The sequence below is a fragment of the Streptomyces sp. NPDC025651 genome, assembly GCF_055558735.1.
This window is the reverse complement of the sequence record NZ_JBVHLZ010000006.1, coordinates 531,437-547,864: the sequence shown is the minus strand read 5'-3', so window position 1 is coordinate 547,864 and position 16,428 is coordinate 531,437. Positions and strand designations below refer to the sequence as shown.

Here is a 16,428-nt window from a genome sequence, read left to right as displayed (position 1 = left end):
TGCCGATCACCGGCGCGCGTCACGAGAGGAGGGGTGCCACGATGGCCTCCCGCACTCCTGGAACTCCCCGTGCCTCGCGCCGGGGGAGCGGCACGCCGACCTTCACCGAGCAGGCCCGCCGCAGTCAGCTCGTCGAGTGCACGATCGACATGATCGCCACCAAGGGCTACCCGGCGACGTCCCTCGCGGCCATCGCCGAGCAGGCGGGCCTGTCCAAGGCCGCGGTCCTCTACCACTTCTCGTCCAAGGACAACCTGACCCGGGCCACGCTGTCGCACGTCCTGGAGCAGTTCACCGCGTACGTGAACGAGAAGGTGGCCGCCGAGGCCGACCCGCGCGCGGCCGTCGTCGCCTACGTCCACGCGATGGTCGGCTACCAGCGGGACAACCGCCGTCACGTGCGCGTGATCACCGAGATGCTCCTCGACGACGCGGAGGGCACGCGCCTGAAGAACCCCGGCGGCCATGACACGGCGGGGCGCTGGAGCGCCCTCGCCGATCTCCTCGCCGCGGGTCAACGGGCGGGCCAGTTCCGTGAGTTCGACCCGCCGACGATCGCCCTCGCGGTCGGCGGCGCGATCGACGGGGTGATCGGCCAGTGGCTCGCCCACCCGGAGCTGGACCTGGACGCGGCGGCGGACGAGCTGGAGAGGTTCACGCTGTACGCGATCGAGAAGCGCGGCTGAGGCGCATCCGCACGGCACGGCGGAGTGCCGATCCGGACTTCGTGCGACTCCGGTGGTGGCCACGGGGGCGGGCGTTCTGGTCGCGCACGTGGTCGAACGCCCGGCCGTGCACATCCCCTTGAGGGGCATGACCCGGATACGCCAGAAACCCGCCACGGGATGATCTTGGTTGGCTGAGTCCCTCGCCCGTCACTCGTACGGACCGGTGTCGTTGGTGGTGCCGTCGCTACGCGGCGTGTCGCAGGAGTGCGGCTCGACGACAGATCGCCCGGCCCGGAAGAACGAGTTCAGGGGCCCGGGGATCACCGGGCATAGTCCGTACGGACCTGGAAGACCCCGAACTCGACTACTGCTCACGTGTGGGACGTCTTCTTCCGCTCATCGGCAGAGAGCGTTTCCGTGAAGTGGCCGTCGATGTGGCATGAAAGTGACCGGCTGTCGGTGATGAAGGACGTGATGAGACGGGTGACGGCGTCGGGTCGTTCGAGGAGCATCATGTGGTCGCAGTCGGCGATCGTCACAAAGTCGCTGCCGTCGATGGTCGAGGCGAAGGCGCGTTGCAGGTCGGGGGTGGTGAGGGTGTCGTGTTCGCCGGCGAAGACCAGGGTGGGTACGCCGGTCAGGCCGCCCGTGAGGGCGGTGCGGGTGCCGAGGGCGCGCTCCAGCAGGTAGGGAGCGTGCGGTTGGTGGGCGGTCTTGAGCAGTGAGCGCCGGAAGTAGCGCAGGGCGAGTTCCCGGCGATGGACGTGCCGGCTCTCGTCCAGGCAGAACATCTCCGCGGTGACCCGGGTGACGAAGCCCTCCGCGTCGCCGGCGCGCAGCAGCGCTCCGGCTTGCCTGTACCGCGTGAAGGGGGCCTCGGAGAGGTAGGCGGGGACGCCTCCGAGCAGCAGGCGGGCGCAGCGCTCCGGGTGACGTTGCGCGTACCGGTAGGCGAGGACCGCGCCGTAGGAGTAGCCGTAGAGGTTGATGCGCGGCAGGCGCAGGTCGTCGACGATGGCGTCGAGCGCCGCGTCGAGGATCTCCACGGTGTGCTCGGGTCTCGGCAGGTCGGAGTCGCCGGAGCCGGGCAGATCGGCGGTCACCAGGCCGGCCACGCCGGTGAGGGCGTCCTCCAACTGCGGCCAGTCGTACATGCCCTGGAAGGCGCCGCCCAGCGCGATCAGGGGCTCGGCTTGTGACGTGGCCGGCCGCAGCGACCGATAGGTGTAGGCCAGTCCGTCCACGGACAGGGTGCGAACAGACTCCATGAACAGGGGTCCCTCTCGGTCAGTGCCGGGTGAAAACGAGTACGGCGTTGTGGCCGCCGAAGCCGAGCGAGGACGAGGCCGCGGATTCCAGCCGTGCGGGGCGGGCGGTTTCGGCCACCACCTCGACGGGCACTCTCGGGTCCTGTACGTCCAGGTTCACTGTCGGTGGGACCAGTTGCTCCTCCAGGGCGAGGGCGGTCAGGGCGGCCTCGATGCCGCCGGCGGCGCCCAGGGCGTGGCCGGTCATGGCCTTGGTGGAGGTGACGAGCGGGCGGTCGCCGAAGACGCGATACAGAGCGGCGCTTTCGACCAGGTCGTTCATGACGGTCGAGGTGCCGTGGGCGTTGACGTGCCCGATGTCCGTGGCGGTGGCGCCGGCATCGGCCAGCGCGACCCGCAGCGCCCGCTCGATGCCTGCCCCCTCCTCGTCGCTGGCCACGGGGGAAAAGGCGTCGTTGGACGACCCGTACCCGGCCAGGTGGGCCCGGACGGTGGCGCCGTGGGCCCGGGCGTGTTCCGGGCGCTCCAGCACCAGCATCCCGGCACCCTCTCCGACGACGAAGCCGTCCCGGGCGACATCGAACGGCCGACAGGCGGCCGCGGGGTCGTCCACCCGGGTGGACAGTGCCCGCAACCGGCAGGTGCTGGCGAACAGCAGCCGCGAGCGCAGGGCTTCCGCCCCGCCGGCGACAGCGATGTCGCAGCGACCGGCGCGCAACCAGCCCAACGCGGTACCGATCGCGTCGGTGCCCGAGGCGCAGGCCGTGCTGACCGCCAGGCTCGGCCCGCGGGCGCCGAGGTCCTGGCAGACACTGCCGGCGGCGTTGTTGTTGACGCTCAGCGGCGCGACTTTCGGCGAGACCTTGCGAGGTCCCCGCCGGTCGAGGACGGCCTGCTGCTGGTCGTAGTAGTGCAGGCCGCCGTGGGCCGTGCCGACCACCACCGCGACGCGGGAACCGTCCCAGGTGGTCGGGTCGAGTCCCGCGTCGGCCACGGCCTGCCGGGCCGCGACCACCGCCAGCTGGGCGAACCGATCCATGAGCAACGTGTCCCGGCCCAGCTCCGCCTCCAGGTCGAGTCCCTCGACGGTGTACATGAAGTCACAGGGCAGGCCCTGCAGCCCCTCCAGCGTGCGTACCCCCCGGGGAGCGCCGGCGGAAGTGATCTCGTTCCAGGTCTTCTTGGCATCGCTGCCCGCGGCGGTCACCAGGCCGAGCCCTGTCACTGCGGCCGCGCCGTGCTCCGTCCCGGGCATCACGACACCGCTGACTTTTGGCGCACGACGTCCACCAGCTGCCCCACGGTGCTGCGGGACGTCAGGTTGACGTCCTCCAGGTCGATGTGCAGTTCGTCCTCGAGTACCAGCCGCAACTCCTCCAGCGCGAGGGAGTCGATGCGCAGTCGGTGCAGCGGCACATCAGGAAGCACGGAGTCGGGTGACAGCTTGTACATCCTGATCAGCAGGTCGGTGACGTGGTCCGCGGTATTCAGCAACTGTTGCCCCTTGCTCGGCGGTGACGAAGGCTTTCGTCAGATAACGTCGGCCCCCTCGCCAGGTGGCGTCGAACGGGCATTGATAATCCTTTCGGATTACCGAACCGCGCACGCGGGTGTGGCTTCATCCGCGGCCGCAAACCAGTTGGGTGACCAGGCGCCCGCCGCGGTGGTGTCCTGTTCGTCGTGTTCCCACAGCTTCCGCGTGACGGTGGAGGGGGAGGGATGCCAGCCCTTCTTCGTGCCCGTGGTGATGACGAGCCGCTTGGCGATGTCGGGCAGGCTCATCTCCTGGTCGCGTAGGTGGAGGGCCATGGACAGCATGGACTCGTCGGTGACGCCCGCGCCGCCGATGGTCTTGTTGTTCGGGATCGCCAGTTCGACCGGCAGCAGCTCAGTCCGCACGCCCAGCTCGCCGTAGGCGTTCCGCAGCGTCATGCACGCGTCCACGCACACGTTCGCCGGGACACGCCTTTCGGCGAGGCCCACCCACAGATACGGCAGCACCAGCTCCACCAGCTGGTCCGGCTTCGCGTGCTCCAGCATCCGCGCCGCCATGTCCATATTTCCCCGCAGCGGCAACCCGCCGCCCGCAGTACCGCAACCGCCGCACGCGGACCCGGTACCGAGGAGCGGCCGGGAACCCGTTTCTGCGGCGTCCGGTGCTGCCTGTCCCGCTTCTGCTTCGACATGGGCAGATCCTTGAAGATCCCAACCAGCCCTGCGACAGACCGCCCTCCGCCCGCGCGACCCCCTCGGAACCGCGAATCGGGGTTCAAGATCAAGCGCTTGGCGTTGATGGCTGCACCGATGTTCAGACGTACCCCGAAGCCGTCGAGGCAGCCCACGCCGACTTCGCCGCCCTCCGGGACGTCGATGACATCCCTCGTCCGCGCCGAACTCGCGTCCGACCCCGAGGCCGGAGGGGCCAGCAAGATCATCCCGTAGCGGGATTCTGGCGTATCTGGGTCATGCCGCCTTGAGTCTCCCCTAAGGGGAGAGACGAGAGTGGGCGGCATGAACGAAAGCGGCACTCTCCGCACCGACACCCTCTGCGCCGACACCCTCCACAGCGGCCCCCTCTACTCGATCGGCGAGCTGGCCCGCCGGACCGGTCTGACGGTCAAGACCATCCGCTTCTACTCGGACTCGGGGATCGTGGCGCCGACGGAGCGCAGCCCGGCCGGCTACCGGCGCTACGGCCCCGAGGCCGCCGCCCGGCTCGACCTCGTGCGGACCCTGCGGGAACTGGGCCTCGACCTGCCCACGATCCGCAGGGTCGTGGACCGGGAGGTCGCGCTGCCCGACGTGGCCGCGGCGCACGCCGAGGCGCTGGACGTCCAGATCCACGCCCTGCGCGTGCGCCGCGCGGTCCTGACCGTGGTGGCCGAGCGAGGCTCCACGCCCGAGGAGCTGGACCTCCTGCACCGGCTGGCCACGCTCTCCGAGGAGGAACGCCGCCGTCTGACGGACGACTTCCTCGCCACGGTCTTCGCGGGCCTGGACGCCCACCCGGCCTTCCCCGCGGTGATCCGCTCGATGACACCGGAGCTGCCCGACCGTCCCGCCGTGGAGCAGATCGAGGCCTGGGTGGAGCTGGCAGGACTGCTCGCGGACCCCGACTTCCGTACAAGCCTGCACTGCATGGCCCAGCAACTGGCCGCAGACCGCGCCCCCGACGACACCACGGGCCTGCCCCGCGTCCTGGCCGATGCCGTCCGCTCCCTGGCCGAACCGGCCCTGAGCGAGGGCATGGAGCCCACCTCCCCCTTGGCGGCCCCGATCGCCGCGGCCCTGGCCGCGCACTACGCCCGCATCGTCGACCGCCCCGACGACGCCCGGCTCCGCCACGACCTGGCAGCCCACCTGACCACGATGAACGACCCCCGCAGGGACCGCTATCTACACCTCTTGGCAACCGCCAACGCCTGGCCCGCCCCGAAGAGCCTGACCCCGGCACTGGACTGGGCGGTACGGGCGCTGCGTGCCCCTTGCGCGGCATGAGCGGCGGACCACGACAGCGACTGCTCGTCGGCTACCGGGACTTGATGGAGCTCCCCGGCTTCCGGCGCATCGCGGCGCTCGGCATGGCATCGAAGCTTCCGTTCGGCATGCTGTCCCTGAGCCTGCTGCTCCTGGTCGGCCGCGACCACGCCTACGGCACCGCGGGCCTGGCCGTGAGCGCCCTGGCGATTGGCCAGGGCGTGACCGCACCGCTGCGCGGGCGGCTCATCGACCGCCACGCCCCGCGCACCGTCCTGCTCTGCTGTCTCGCGGGGCACCTCACAGCCACCGGGCTCCTGATCACGGCGGTGTACGAGGACGGTCCCACACCGGCGGTCCTGGCCCTCGCCGCTGCCTTGGGGGCCACCACCCCTCCTGTCGCTGTCATGATGCGCACGGTCTGGCACCCCTTGACGGACGGCCGGACGCTGGCCACCGCGATGGCCCTGGACTCGGCCATGACCGGTGCCGCTCTCATCACGGGCCCGGTGCTTGCCAGTTGGCTCAGTCTGTCCTTGTCGGCCGCAGCGCCGTTCGTCGTGATTTCCGTGCTGAACACGGGTGTGGTCGCGCTGCTGGTCCGGTCGCCTTCGGTGCGGGCCGGTTCGGGGCAGGCCCCCTCAGCTCATCGGCTCGGCCCTCTGGCCTCCGCACCCCTGCGCCGACTGCTGGCCACCGACCTCCTCTTCGTCACGGCTGTGGCCGCTGTCGACATCGTCCTGCCGATCTATGCCAAGGAGTACGGCGCGACCGCGTACACCGGCCTGTACCTGGCTGCGCTGTCCATCGGCAGCGTCCTGGGGAGCCTTGCCCTGGGAGCGGCCCCGGCCCTGCTGGCCCGCGGCCGCAAGGTGTCCGTGCTGCTCTGCGTCTTCGCGGCGGGGGCGGGCGCGCTGGCGACGGCCACCCTGTTCTCGCCGACGGTGGTTCTCCTGGTCTGTCCGGTGGCCGGTCTCGCGATCGGCGGCACGTTCGGCGCCGTGCGTACGCTCGCCGGAGACCTGGCACCCTCGGGCGGGGTCACCGAGACGATGTCGTGGCTGTCGGGCCTCGACACGGCCGGCGCGGCCCTGGGCGCCGCGGTGTTCACGCAGATCGGCGCCGCGGAGGGCAGCAGGGCGGCGCTCCTGCTGGTGCCGGTGGTCGCTGTCCTGGCGTCGGTCATCGGCTGGAGCTCGCGGCCGCCGAGCCGTGTCGTGTCTCAGCGCCGCGCAAACCCCGGCGCATGTTCCGGGCGGATTCCCACGCCGCCCAAGTAGCCCGTCACCGTCCGCAGCGCGGGGACCGTGCGGAGCATGCGGAGGGGGAGTGGGAGGCGGTCGGCTCTGAGGGTTCCTTCCAGGGCCGGGCGCAGCAGCATCTCGTGTTCGCCCCGCTGCTGGCGCTGGGTCAGGGCCGTAGGGAGGTGGCGGCGCTTCTGGACGCGGGCCAGGTCGCGTACGTCCACACGTCCTCGCCGCAGCGGTGCCGCGAGGATCCGGGCCGCCGCGACCGCGTCCTGGACCGCGAGGTTGACGCCGACGCCGCCGACCGGCGACATGGTGTGCGCGGCGTCGCCGATGCAGAGGAGGCCCTCGGTGTGCCAGCGGGGGAGGCGGTCCATGGTGACCTCCAGGAGTTTCACGTCGTCCCAGGAGCGGATCTCCCGCATCGCCGCGCGGTCCCAGTCGAGCAGGGCGCCGAGCCGGTCGCGGAACCAGTCGACGCCGTGGGACCGGAGCTCAGCGTCCGTGCCCTTCTTGATGAGGTAGGAGGTCTGGTAGTAGTCGCCGCGGTCCATGGTGGCGGCGATCTGGCCGTCACGGATGCTCAGGAAGACACGGCCGTCCTTGAGCCCGTCGCGGGGCGCGGGCACGCGGACCTGCCAGACGTCGATCGGGACGTCGAAGGAGGTGGGGGTGAGGCCCGCCGCCGCGCGGACCGCCGAGTTCCTGCCGTCGCAGGCCACCGTCAGGTCCGCGGAGAGTTGGCCGGGCCTGCCCCTCTCGTCGACGTAGTGGACGCCGGTGATGCGGCCCGTGTCGTCCCTGCGTACGTCGGTCGCCGCCGTCCGCATCCGCAGCGTGAACGACGGCTCTTCGGCCGCCGCGCCCGCGAGGAGGTCGAGGAAGTCCCACTGCGGGACCATCGCGATGTACTTGTGCCGACCCGGGACGTGCCGCAGGTCGCCCGCGACCACGGTGGTGCCCTCGATGTGCATGCGCATGTCCCGCAGCTTGCGGGCGGGCAGGCGCGCGAAGCGTTCGCCGAGGCCGAGTTCGTCGAGCAGGCGCAGGGTCGACGGATGCACGGTGTCGCCGCGGAAGTCGCGCAGGAAGTCGCCGTGCTTCTCCAGGACGGTCACCTCGACGCCCGCTCTCGCGAGGAGCAGGCCGAGCATCATGCCGGCCGGTCCGCCGCCCACCACGCAGCACGTCGTGTGTTCCATGTCGGTTTCCTCCGTCGGTCGAGCCGAACCGCACCACGTGCGGGCTCACTCGCGGCACACTAACCGAGCGGTCAGTCATCTGACCATGCGGTCAGGACGCAAATAACTGACGCTGCATCAGAAAATCTCTTCCCTCGGACAGGGTGCTGCGGCATCCTGCGCCCATGCAGACGGAGTTGAGCAAGAGACTGGGAGTCGAGCACGCCATCTTCGGCTTCACGCCCTTCCCCGCGGTGGCCGCGGCCATCAGCAGGGCGGGCGGGTTCGGGGTGCTCGGCGCGGTCCGCTACACGGTGCCCGACGAACTGGCCAGGGACCTCGACTGGATGCAGGAGCACGTCGGAGGGAAGCCCTACGGGCTCGATGTCGTCATGCCCGCCAAGAAGGTCGAGGGCGTCAGCGAGGCCGACGTCGAGGCGATGATCCCCGAGGGGCACCGGCAGTTCGTCAGAGACACCCTCGCCAAGCACGGCGTGCCCGAACTCGCCGAGGGCGAGGCGTCCGGCTGGCGCATCACCGGCTGGATGGAGCAGGTCGCCCGCAACCAGCTCGACGTCGCCTTCGACTACCCGATCAAACTCCTTGCCAACGCGCTCGGTTCACCCCCGGCCGACGTGATCCGGCGGGCCCACGACAACGACGTCCTCGTCGCCGCCCTCGCGGGCAGCGCACGGCACGCCCGCAAGCACGCGGACGCGGGCATCGACATCGTCGTCGCGCAGGGCTACGAGGCGGGCGGCCACACCGGCGAGATCGCCTCCATGGTGCTCACCCCGGAAGCCGTCGAGGCGGTCGCGCCGCTGCCGGTCCTCGCCGCCGGAGGCATCGGCAGCGGCGAGCAGATCGCGGCCGCGCTCGCGCTCGGCGCGCAGGGCGTCTGGCTCGGCTCCCTGTGGCTCACCACCACGGAGGCCGATCTGCACTCGCCCGCCCTCACACGGAAACTCCTTGCCGCGGGGTCCGGCGACACGGTCCGCTCCCGCGCCCTGACCGGCAAGCCCGCACGCCAGTTGCGTACGCAGTGGACCGACGCGTGGGACGACCCGCAGGGGCCGGGAGCGCTGCCGATGCCGCTGCAGGGGCTCCTGGTCGCCGAGGCCGTCTCACGCATCCAGAAGTACGAGGTGGAGGACCTGCTCGGCACCCCCGTCGGGCAGATCGTCGGCCGGATGAACAGCGAACGCGGCGTCCAGGCCGTCTTCGACGATCTGACCCGCGGCTTCGAGCGGGCCGTCGACCGGGTCAACCGCATCGCGGGAAGGGGAAGTCAGTCGTGAGCGCATCCGCGGGCACATCTGCGAGCACAACCGCGAGCACGCCTCCCAACGGGTTCTGGGCCCAGGCCGCGGCCGACCCGGGCCGTGGCGTCCTCGTCGCGCCCGACGGCGAGGCGTGGACGGCGGGCCGACTGCACGGCGCCGTCAACCAGTTGGTGCACGGGCTGCGGGCCGCGGGCCTGGAGCGCGGCGACGCCTTCGCCGTCGTGCTGCCCAACGGCGTGGAGTTCTTCACCGCGTATCTCGCCGCGTCCCAGGCCGGGTTCTACCTCGTCCCCGTCAACCACCACCTCGTCGGACCCGAGATCGCCTGGATCGTCGCCGACTCCGGCGCCAAGGTCCTGATCGCGCACGAGCGGTTCGCGGACGCGGCCGTCGCGGCGGCCGACGAGGCGGACCTGCCGGTCAGCCACCGGTACGCCGTCGGGGACGTCCGAGGCTTCCGGCCCTACGCTCAACTCCTCGACGGACAGCCCGAGTCCGCCCCCGCCGACCGCACCCTCGGCTGGGTCATGAACTACACCTCGGGCACCACGGGCCGCCCGCGCGGCATCCGCCGCCCCCTGTCCGGCAAGCTCCCCGAGGAGTCCTACCTCGGTGGCTTCCTCGGCATCTTCGGGATCAGGCCCTTCGAAGGCAACGTCCACCTGGTCTGCTCGCCGCTCTACCACACGGCCGTCCTCCAGTTCGCGGGTGCCGCCCTGCACATCGGCCATCCGCTGGTCCTGATGGACAAGTGGACGCCCGAGGAGATGCTCCGCCTCATCGACGCGCACCAGTGCACCCACACGCACATGGTGCCGACGCAGTTCCACCGCCTGCTCGCGCTGCCCGAGCAGACGCGGGCCGCGTACGACGTGTCCTCGATGCGGCACGCCATCCACGGCGCCGCGCCCTGCCCCGACCACGTGAAGCGCGCCATGATCGACTGGTGGGGCGAGTGCGTCGAGGAGTACTACGCGGCCAGCGAGGGCGGCGGCGCGTTCGCCACCGCGCAGGACTGGCTGAAGAAGCCGGGAACGGTCGGAAAGGCCTGGCCCATCAGCGAGTTGGCGGTCTTCGACGACGACGGCAACCGCCTGCCGCCGGGCGAACTCGGCACCGTCTACATGAAGATGTCCACCGGCGGATTCTCGTACCACAAGGACGAGTCGAAGACGAAGAAGAACCGCATCGGCGACTTCTTCACCGTCGGCGACCTCGGGCTGCTCGACGAGGACGGCTATCTCTTCCTGCGCGACCGCAAGATCGACATGATCATCTCGGGCGGGGTCAACATCTACCCCGCCGAGATCGAGTCGGCGCTGCTCACCCACCCCGCGGTCGCCGACGCCGCCGCCTTCGGGATCCCGCACGACGACTGGGGCGAGGAGGTCAAGGCCGTCGTCGAGGTCGCCGAAGGACGGGCCGCCGACGACGCGCTCGCCGCCGAGATCCTCGCCCACTGCGAGAGCAGGCTCGCGGCCTACAAGCGGCCCAAGAGCGTCGACTTCATCGAGGCGATGCCGCGCGACCCCAACGGCAAGCTGTACAAGCGGCGTCTGCGTGAACCCTATTGGGAGGGGCGCGAACGCGCGCTGTGATGCCGCGCGGGAGAGCCGAGGCCGGACCCCTGCCGCGGGGTCCGGCCTCGTCCTCGTGCGGTCCGGTGTCAGCGGCGCTCGCGCGCCCGCACCACCTTCAGCGCGGGATCACCGAGGATGTCCTTCTCGCAGAAGCGCGACGTCACCCAGCGCTCCTTCGCGTAGAGCTTCGTCTGGTCGCTGTAGTGCGGTGAGTTGGGGTTGGACGACTGGGAGTACGTGAGGAGCGTACGGGCCTCGGGGCAGCGTCCTTCGGTCCAGCCGACCGCTTGGAGGTGGCTCGTGCCGTGCGCGACCTCGGTGTAGCCGGCCTTCGCGTCCCAGGTGGCCTCGACCTTGTTCCAGACGCCGAGGGACTCCGTGCCGCCGGAGACCGGGATGCGCTTGCCGCCCCGTACGACGTACTGGTTCTCGCCCAGCGGCGCGTCCAGGGCGATGCCCGCCGAGGTGAGCTCGGTGACCGCGTCGGCCAGCGCCGTACCGAAGCCGGGCAGTGCGGTGTCGAGGGTGTTCGGGGTGCGCACCGGGTCGGCGGCCGAGAAGGGGACCTTCCACAGCTGCGCGTTCGGCACGGCTGCCGTCAGCTTGCGCCAGAAGCGGTCGAAGAGCAGGGCGCCGCGGCTGCCGGTGTCCATCGCGTGGTCCCAGCGGGCCAGGACCGTGCACGCCTTGCCGATGTCAACGGCCTTTCCGTCGCTGCCCGTTGCCGTCCCGCCCGGCAGTGCCGCGCAGGCCTTCGCCGTGTCGTCGGCGGCGAGGTCCGCCGCGGGCACCCGGTTGGCGAACTGCTGCCGCTGGAGGTCCTTGACCGTCAGCTCGCCCCGCTCCGCCATCGCCGCCACGTCCTCGATGCCGCCGCGCGTACGCATCGAGCGCTGCGTGCCGATCGTGCCGAAGATCCGCTCGTACCCGGTGATCGGCCGGTCGGCGTTGGTCAGCCAGGCGCTGTCGTTGGAGTTCTCCGCGTACGGGGCGTCCTTGAGGGTCGGCATCCGTGACGGGCCGAAGATGCCGGGCTGCACCGCGTCCTTGTCGGAGCCGAGCGCGCACGCGCCGCGCGAGCCGTCGAGGACCGCGACGCCCGAGGCCGGATAGGTGACCTTGCCGAGCGCCGTGCTGCAGCGCTCCGCGAGGTCGTCGGTGATCCGCGGGAGCACCTGCGACTGGCTGAGCAGCGAGTGGCCGTGCCGGTCTGCGGCGACGGTGTTGACCCAGGGCAGCCCCTGCGTGTCGCGCAGCGACCTGAGGACGCCCGCGGTGGAGCGGGCCCTGCCGAAGCCGAGGCCGGTGTCGGCGCCGCGCAGGTTCACGGCGTTGGGGTCGTTCAGCGCGTACGCGGTGGTGGCCGACCAGGGGAGCGGCAGCTGGGGGCCGAGGCCGGTGACGACGGGGCCGTAGCGGGTCCACCACTGGGTGCGGGTCACCGGTGGGCCGTCCTTGACCGGCACCGTGACCGTGCGCTTCGTCATCCTGTGTCTCTTGCCGTCGACCAGATAGGCGGTCGGGTCGGCCGGGTCCAGGGTGAGCTGGTGCAGGTTCAGGGGGACGCCGGTCGCGACGGTGTGGCTCCACGCCACGTCGCCGTTGAAGCCGATGTTGACCACGCTCGTGCCGAGCAACGAGCCGCCGGAGACGTTCAGTTCACCGGGGATGGTCTGCTGCGACTGCCAGAAGCGGCGGCCGCCCTGCCAGGGGTAGTGGGGGTTGCCGAGGAGGAGGCCCTTGCCGTTGGCGGTGGTGCTTCCGTTGAAGGCGACGGCGTTGGAGCCCATGTCCGCGTCCTGCGGGGAGAACATCTCGCGGGCGGCCTTCGCGGTGCGCTTCGGGTCGGCCGCGCGGTCGGCTCTCTTCGAGCCGGGAGGCGCGGCCGCCGTGATGCCGTCGATGCCGCGCCCCTGTCCGCCGAGCACCTGCACGGCGAAGCCCTGCCGGGCCACGTCGAGGGCGGTGATCGGGCGCACCCAGTCGGCCTTGGCGCAGGCCGGGTCGGTGATGCGGTTCTGCCTCAGCCAGGCGTTGTAGCCCGCGGCGAAGCCCCGCATGAGCTCCTTGGAGTGGCGGGACGGGCCCGCCGGGGCGGGCAGGTCGAGGAGCTTCTCCACGGTGCGGGCCTCGCGCACGCCGCGGAAGTACAGGTCGCTGCTGAGGTTCGTGGACGCCGAGGAGAGCGCGGAGCCGGGAGGGGCGGTGGGCCCGAAGTGGCGGGAGCGCTCGCCGCGTACGGTCAGATAGCCGTCGGCCAGGGTGCACACCTGGTCGGCGGCCTGCGCCCAGCCGGTGCCGAAGCCGAGGTTCTTGTAGTCCTTGGCGAGGATGTGCGGAATGCCGTACTCGGTGTAGCGGATGGTGGCGTGCAGGCCGCCGCCCGAGGGGCGGGCGTCCCCGCGGGCGTCCTCGGGCGCGGCGCCCGCGCCGGACGACGGGAGCAGGGCCACCGCCGTCAACAGGGCGATTCCCACGGCCGCCGTGCGTCTTGTGCCGATGCGCATCGTGCCTCCCAACTGGAGTTCGGGAAGGAGCGGTTGAGCGTACCAAGCGGTCGGTCACTTTCTCCCGGTCCGGGAGCGGCTCTCTTGACCTCGCCGGTACGCGGGCCGAGGATCACGCCATGACGGGTGTACGTGACAACACGGTCGACGGAGTCCTTGGGCGCAGTGCGCGCCGCACGCCCCGGCGCACGGCGCTGCGCTTCGGCGAGCGGTCCTGGACGTACGAGGAGCTCGACGACGCCGTCTCGCGCGCGGCCGCCGTACTGCGCGGGCACGGCCTCGCCCGCGGCGAGCGCGTCGGTGCCTACGCCCACAACTCCGACGCGTATCTGATCGGCTTCCTCGCCTGCGCGCGGGCGGGCCTGGTCCATGTGCCGGTCAACCAGAACCTGACCGGCGACGACCTCGCGTACATCGTCCGCCAGTCGGGCAGCTCCCTCGTCCTCGCGGACCCGGACATCGCGGGGCGGCTGCCCGAGGAGGTGCCGGTCCTCGCGCTGCGTGACGCGGAAGGCTCGCTGCTGGAGCGGCTCGCCGCCACATCCGCGTACGAGGGCGAAGGCCCCGGCAGCGAGGACCTGGCGCAACTCCTCTACACCTCGGGGACCACGGCCCTGCCCAAAGGCGCGATGCTCACGCACCGGGCGCTCGTCCACGAGTACGTCAGCGCGATCACCGCGCTGGACCTAGAGGAGACGGACAAGCCCGTCCATGCGCTGCCGCTCTACCACTCGGCGCAGATGCACGTCTTCCTCATGCCGTACCTGGCGGTCGGGGCCGAGAACACGATCCTGGACGGGCCCGACGCGGGGCGGATCCTCGACCTGGTCGAGGCCGGCCGCGCCGACAGCCTCTTCGCGCCGCCCACGGTGTGGATCGGCCTCTCGCGCCACCCGGGCTTCGCGACCCGTGACCTCGGGGCGCTGCGCAAGGCGTACTACGGGGCGTCGATCATGCCGGTGCCGGTCCTGGAGCGGCTGCGGTCCCGGCTGCCGGAGCTCGGCTTCTACAACTGCTTTGGGCAGAGCGAGATCGGCCCCCTCGCCACGGTCCTCGGGCCCGACGAGCACGAGGGGCGGATGGACTCCTGCGGGCGGCCCGTCCTGTTCGTCGAGGCACGCGTCGTCGACGAGCACGGCCGGGAGGTGCCCGACGGCACCCGGGGCGAAGTCGTCTACCGCTCACCGCAGTTGTGCGAGGGCTACTGGGACAAGCCCCAGGAGACGGCGGAGGCGTTCCGCGACGGCTGGTTCCACTCCGGCGACCTCGCCGTGCGGGACGCCGAGGGCTATTTCACCGTCGTCGACCGGGTCAAGGACGTCATCAACTCCGGCGGTGTCCTGGTGGCCTCGCGCCAGGTCGAGGACGCGCTGTACGCACACGCGGGCGTCGCCGAGGCCGCGGTGATCGGCCTGCCGGACGAGCGCTGGATCGAGGCGGTGACCGCCGTCGTCGTCCGCAGCGACAAGGACCTCACCGAGGCCGACCTCATCACCCACGCCCGCGAGAAACTGGCCCACTTCAAGGCGCCGAAGCGCGTCGTCTTCGTGGACGAACTCCCGCGCAACGCCAGCGGCAAGATCCTCAAACGCGAGCTGCGCGACCGCCTGGGCACGGCGTGAGGGGCCTCGCGCACGGGCCGCGCGTGGCTCTACGACGCATCTGCCGCGCGGACTACGACGAGATCGCGGCGCTGGCCGAGGAGAGCGCCGAGCTGCACGGCCGCTGGCTGGGAGTCCGCGACAACACGGTGGCCGCCTTCGAGGCGCGCCTGAAGCGTCTTGAGGGGCCCGCGCACGACGGCTTCGTGATCTGCTTGCGCGACACCGGGGCGATCGTCGGCGGCGTCAACATCAACGACATCGTCCGGCGCGGCTTGCGCAGCGGAACCCTGGGCTATGCCGCCTACGCCTCGACGGCCGGACGCGGTTACCTGACCGAAGGCCTGGGGCTCGCGGTCGAGTTCGCCTTCGGGCCGCTGGAACTGCACCGTCTGGAGGCGAACATCCAGCCGGACAACACCGCCTCGCTGAACCTCGTGAAACGCCTCGGCTTCCGGCGCGAGGGCTACTCCCCGGCCTTCCAGTTCATCAACGGCGCGTGGCGCGACCACGAGCGCTGGGCCATCACCGTGGAGGACACCTCGCGCCGCCACGGACCCTGACGGCCACTCACGCGTGGCCGAGGCCGCGGAGGCGGTCCAGGGGATACGGGGTCTGCCTGCTCCCGTGCCGGAGTTCGCGGATGAAGTCCGTCATCACCGCCGCCAGGGGGGCGTGGCGGGTCAGGACCGAGGCGGCCGACTCGGGGATGCCGGTGGGCCGGGCGCCCCGGGCGCAGGCGCGGACGTGAGCCTCGCGGGCGTCTCTCTCGTAGCCGTACAGGTCGGCGGTCAGCCAGTTGACCAGGTAGTTGAGTGTGTAGCAGCGGTCGTACGCGCCGTGGGCCCCGAAGAACGCCGTCTCCTCCGGCGACAGGTCGAACCGGGTGGAGAGCGCCAGGCCGAAGTCCGTGAAGTAGAGGCGGTGGCCGTCCGTCAGGATGTTCTCGAAGTGGGCGTCGAAGTGCAGCAGACCGCGGCTCCTCATGAACGCGGTGCCGGCCTCCAACTCCCGCTCCACCATGGCGCAGGCGCGGTCGACGGCCTCGCCGCCGATGGCCGTCTGTTCACCCAGCCACTGGTGCAGGTTCCGCGGGATGTACTCCAGGAACAGCGCGACGCTCGCCGAGGACCGCTGCAGGGCCTCGATGCGGTGCCGTACCTGCGGGCCGCCGCCCCAGTAGGCGACGGCCCTTTCGACGTCGGCCAGTTCATCGGGCAGGGGAGTCGAGTCCGGCAGCACTCGCCAGTGGTACATCAGGGGGAAGTTCTCGCCTTCCCCCGTGAGGACCCAGTTCGTCGTCATGGTGTGTGCGGCGAGCTCGCGCCAGGCCCCGAACCCCGGCCCGCCGATGCCGTATTGGCAAAAGAGCGGCAGCTCGAACAGGTTCGCCGTCGAGCGCATGCCCTTCGGCTGCCGCTCGGGATCGGTGAGGGGCACCCGCTTCACGAAGACCGGCGTTCCCTCGACATCGAGCAGCGCCGACTTCCCGCCGATGCCGACGCCCGACGGCACGGCCTTGTCCACGAGTTCGCGCAGGGAGTGATCGCTGCGCAGGGACAGGGACGTGGAGACCGAGGCGTGGGCCGTCAGGCGTGCGCTGTGTGACATCGGTG

Annotated in this window: 14 protein-coding genes; 7 read left to right on the top strand and 7 right to left on the bottom strand. The window is 71.2% G+C overall.

What is annotated here, in order from left to right:
* Positions 1-41 precede the first annotated feature (41 nt).
* Positions 42-686 (top strand): TetR/AcrR family transcriptional regulator, encoded by a 645-nt coding sequence (locus ACZ4D5_RS24100; RefSeq protein WP_467774454.1) that lies wholly within the window; start codon positions 42-44, stop codon positions 684-686.
* 353 nt (positions 687-1,039) lie between these two features.
* Here the strand turns inward: ACZ4D5_RS24100 and ACZ4D5_RS24095 are convergent, their stop codons facing one another.
* The 4 genes from ACZ4D5_RS24095 to ACZ4D5_RS24080 form a co-directional block, all read right to left on the bottom strand.
* Positions 1,040-1,936, bottom strand: a complete 897-nt coding sequence (locus ACZ4D5_RS24095; protein ID WP_467774453.1) for an alpha/beta fold hydrolase — start codon at positions 1,934-1,936, stop codon at positions 1,040-1,042.
* Positions 1,937-1,955: 19 nt separating this feature from the next.
* Positions 1,956-3,191 (bottom strand): beta-ketoacyl-[acyl-carrier-protein] synthase family protein, encoded by a 1,236-nt coding sequence (locus tag ACZ4D5_RS24090; protein WP_467774452.1) that lies wholly within the window; start codon positions 3,189-3,191, stop codon positions 1,956-1,958.
* Positions 3,191-3,400 carry an acyl carrier protein gene (locus ACZ4D5_RS24085; protein WP_467774486.1) on the bottom strand — a complete coding sequence of 70 codons (210 nt, stop codon included), beginning with the start codon at positions 3,398-3,400 and terminating at the stop codon, positions 3,191-3,193. Before ACZ4D5_RS24085 ends, ACZ4D5_RS24090 begins: the two co-directional genes overlap by 1 nt.
* A gap of 126 nt (positions 3,401-3,526) precedes the next feature.
* Positions 3,527-3,988, bottom strand: coding sequence for a hypothetical protein (locus ACZ4D5_RS24080; protein ID WP_467774451.1), 462 nt, complete (start codon positions 3,986-3,988; stop codon positions 3,527-3,529).
* A 459-nt stretch (positions 3,989-4,447) separates the two neighbouring features.
* On the opposite strand from ACZ4D5_RS24080, the gene ACZ4D5_RS24075 reads away from it, so the two are divergent.
* Positions 4,448-5,434, top strand: a complete 987-nt coding sequence (locus ACZ4D5_RS24075) for a MerR family transcriptional regulator (RefSeq protein ID WP_467774450.1) — start codon at positions 4,448-4,450, stop codon at positions 5,432-5,434.
* Positions 5,431-6,693, top strand: a complete 1,263-nt coding sequence (locus tag ACZ4D5_RS24070) for an MFS transporter (RefSeq protein ID WP_467774449.1) — start codon at positions 5,431-5,433, stop codon at positions 6,691-6,693. The genes ACZ4D5_RS24075 and ACZ4D5_RS24070 overlap by 4 nt, the downstream gene beginning before the upstream one ends.
* Here ACZ4D5_RS24070 and ACZ4D5_RS24065 read toward each other — a convergent pair.
* Entirely contained in the window at positions 6,636-7,862 is a 1,227-nt protein-coding gene (locus ACZ4D5_RS24065; RefSeq protein ID WP_467774448.1) for an FAD-dependent oxidoreductase, read from the bottom strand. The genes ACZ4D5_RS24070 and ACZ4D5_RS24065 overlap by 58 nt on opposite strands.
* A gap of 164 nt (positions 7,863-8,026) precedes the next feature.
* Between ACZ4D5_RS24065 and ACZ4D5_RS24060 the strand changes: the two genes are divergently transcribed.
* Together ACZ4D5_RS24060 and ACZ4D5_RS24055 are read left to right on the top strand one after the other, a co-directional pair.
* Positions 8,027-9,139, top strand: coding sequence for an NAD(P)H-dependent flavin oxidoreductase (locus ACZ4D5_RS24060; RefSeq protein ID WP_467774447.1), 1,113 nt, complete (start codon positions 8,027-8,029; stop codon positions 9,137-9,139).
* Entirely contained in the window at positions 9,136-10,722 is a 1,587-nt protein-coding gene (locus tag ACZ4D5_RS24055) for an acyl-CoA synthetase (RefSeq protein WP_467774446.1), read from the top strand. The genes ACZ4D5_RS24060 and ACZ4D5_RS24055 overlap by 4 nt, the downstream gene beginning before the upstream one ends.
* 68 nt (positions 10,723-10,790) lie before the next feature.
* On the opposite strand, the gene ACZ4D5_RS24050 is transcribed toward ACZ4D5_RS24055, so the two are convergent.
* Positions 10,791-13,211, bottom strand: coding sequence for a penicillin acylase family protein (locus ACZ4D5_RS24050; protein WP_467774445.1), 2,421 nt, complete (start codon positions 13,209-13,211; stop codon positions 10,791-10,793).
* Positions 13,212-13,330: 119 nt separating this feature from the next.
* Here ACZ4D5_RS24050 and ACZ4D5_RS24045 point away from each other — a divergent pair, with 119 nt between their 5' ends.
* Both ACZ4D5_RS24045 and ACZ4D5_RS24040 read left to right on the top strand, forming a co-directional pair.
* A complete protein-coding gene (locus tag ACZ4D5_RS24045) occupies positions 13,331-14,833 on the top strand; it encodes an acyl-CoA synthetase (protein WP_467774444.1) in 1,503 nt (500 codons plus the stop codon).
* A 23-nt stretch (positions 14,834-14,856) separates the two neighbouring features.
* The gene (locus ACZ4D5_RS24040; RefSeq protein WP_467774443.1) at positions 14,857-15,375 is read left to right on the top strand and encodes a GNAT family N-acetyltransferase; all 519 of its coding nucleotides are present in this window, start codon (positions 14,857-14,859) and stop codon (positions 15,373-15,375) included.
* A 7-nt stretch (positions 15,376-15,382) separates the two neighbouring features.
* Here the strand turns inward: ACZ4D5_RS24040 and ACZ4D5_RS24035 are convergent, their stop codons facing one another.
* Positions 15,383-16,423 carry a protein kinase family protein gene (locus tag ACZ4D5_RS24035; RefSeq protein ID WP_467774442.1) on the bottom strand — a complete coding sequence of 347 codons (1,041 nt, stop codon included), beginning with the start codon at positions 16,421-16,423 and terminating at the stop codon, positions 15,383-15,385.
* Between the last annotated feature and the right edge of the window lie 5 nt (positions 16,424-16,428).

Bases quoted from the DNA above. Each gene is read 5' to 3' on its own strand.
- ACZ4D5_RS24035 (WP_467774442.1), bottom strand. From the start codon at position 16,423: ATGTCACACAGCGCACGCCTGACGGCCCACGCCTCGGTCTCCACGTCC.
- ACZ4D5_RS24070 (WP_467774449.1), top strand. From the start codon at position 5,431: ATGAGCGGCGGACCACGACAGCGACTGCTCGTCGGCTACCGGGACTTG.
- ACZ4D5_RS24065 (WP_467774448.1), bottom strand. From the start codon at position 7,862: ATGGAACACACGACGTGCTGCGTGGTGGGCGGCGGACCGGCCGGCATG.
- ACZ4D5_RS24090 (WP_467774452.1), bottom strand. From the start codon at position 3,191: ATGCCCGGGACGGAGCACGGCGCGGCCGCAGTGACAGGGCTCGGCCTG.
- ACZ4D5_RS24080 (WP_467774451.1), bottom strand. From the start codon at position 3,988: ATGGCGGCGCGGATGCTGGAGCACGCGAAGCCGGACCAGCTGGTGGAG.
- ACZ4D5_RS24060 (WP_467774447.1), top strand. From the start codon at position 8,027: ATGCAGACGGAGTTGAGCAAGAGACTGGGAGTCGAGCACGCCATCTTC.
- ACZ4D5_RS24100 (WP_467774454.1), top strand. From the start codon at position 42: ATGGCCTCCCGCACTCCTGGAACTCCCCGTGCCTCGCGCCGGGGGAGC.
- ACZ4D5_RS24075 (WP_467774450.1), top strand. From the start codon at position 4,448: ATGAACGAAAGCGGCACTCTCCGCACCGACACCCTCTGCGCCGACACC.
- ACZ4D5_RS24045 (WP_467774444.1), top strand. From the start codon at position 13,331: ATGACGGGTGTACGTGACAACACGGTCGACGGAGTCCTTGGGCGCAGT.
- ACZ4D5_RS24050 (WP_467774445.1), bottom strand. From the start codon at position 13,211: ATGCGCATCGGCACAAGACGCACGGCGGCCGTGGGAATCGCCCTGTTG.
- ACZ4D5_RS24095 (WP_467774453.1), bottom strand. From the start codon at position 1,936: ATGGAGTCTGTTCGCACCCTGTCCGTGGACGGACTGGCCTACACCTAT.